The organism is Pseudomonas sp. GW821-FHT03C07, assembly GCF_059420925.1.
In genome coordinates this window covers 1-914 of sequence record NZ_JBWKUQ010000050.1, presented here as the reverse complement: position 1 = coordinate 914, position 914 = coordinate 1, and the positions used below count along the sequence as shown (strand labels likewise).

Annotated in this window: 1 protein-coding gene; it reads right to left on the bottom strand. The window is 65.4% G+C overall.

Annotated features, from left to right (window positions below):
* Positions 1 to 914, bottom strand: a 914-nt coding sequence (hutU, locus tag AC07VG_RS33430; RefSeq protein WP_495022568.1) for a urocanate hydratase, incomplete at both ends; no start/stop codon positions are given.

The following is a 914-nucleotide window of genomic DNA, read 5'->3' as shown; positions in this document are numbered from 1 at the left end:
CCGCTCGCGGTGTTGAGCAGGGCGTTGAGCAGTGGCCAGTCGGACACGGCATCGGAACCGTCCTGCATCGATTCGGTTTCGCGGTTCGGGCTGGCCACGGAGCCGGAGTCCAGGTGGTCGCGACCGATCACGATCGGCGCCGACAGCTCGCCGCTGCGGACCATTTCGTTGAACGCCAGGCCGAGCTTGGCGCGCAGGCCCAGGCCAACCCAGCAGATCCGTGCCGGCAGACCCTGGAAGCTGATGCGCTCGCGGGCCATGTCCAGCCAGTTGTGCAGGTGGGCGTCGTCCGGGATCAGCTCTTTGACTTTAGCGTCGGTCTTGTAGATGTCCTGCGGATCGCCCGACAGCGCGGCCCAACGGAACGGACCGATGCCGCGGCAGAACAGCGGACGGATATACGCCGGGACGAAACCCGGGAAATCGAAGGCGTTTTCCACGCCTTCTTCCTGGGCCATCTGACGGATGTTGTTGCCGTAGTCGAAGGTCGGGATGCCTTGTTTCTGGAAGTCGAGCATCGCTTTGACGTGCACGGCCATCGAGGCTTTGGCGGCTTTGACGACAACCGCCGGCTCGGTCTTGGCGCGGGCGCGGTACTCTTCCCAGGTCCAGCCGGCCGGCAGGTAGCCGTTGAGCGGGTCGTGGGCGCTGGTCTGGTCGGTGACCATGTCCGGACGCACGCCGCGCTTGACCAGTTCCGGGAGGATTTCCGCCGCGTTGCCGAGCAGGGCAATGGAAATCGCCTGGCCGGCCTGGGTGTATTTGGCGATACGCGCCAGGGCGTCGTCGAGGTCGCTGGCTTGTTCATCGACATAACGGCTGCTCAGGCGGAAGTCGATGCTGACCTGCTGGCATTCGATGTTCAGCGAGCAGGCGCCGGCCAGGGTTGCGGCCAACGGCTGTGCGCCGCCCAT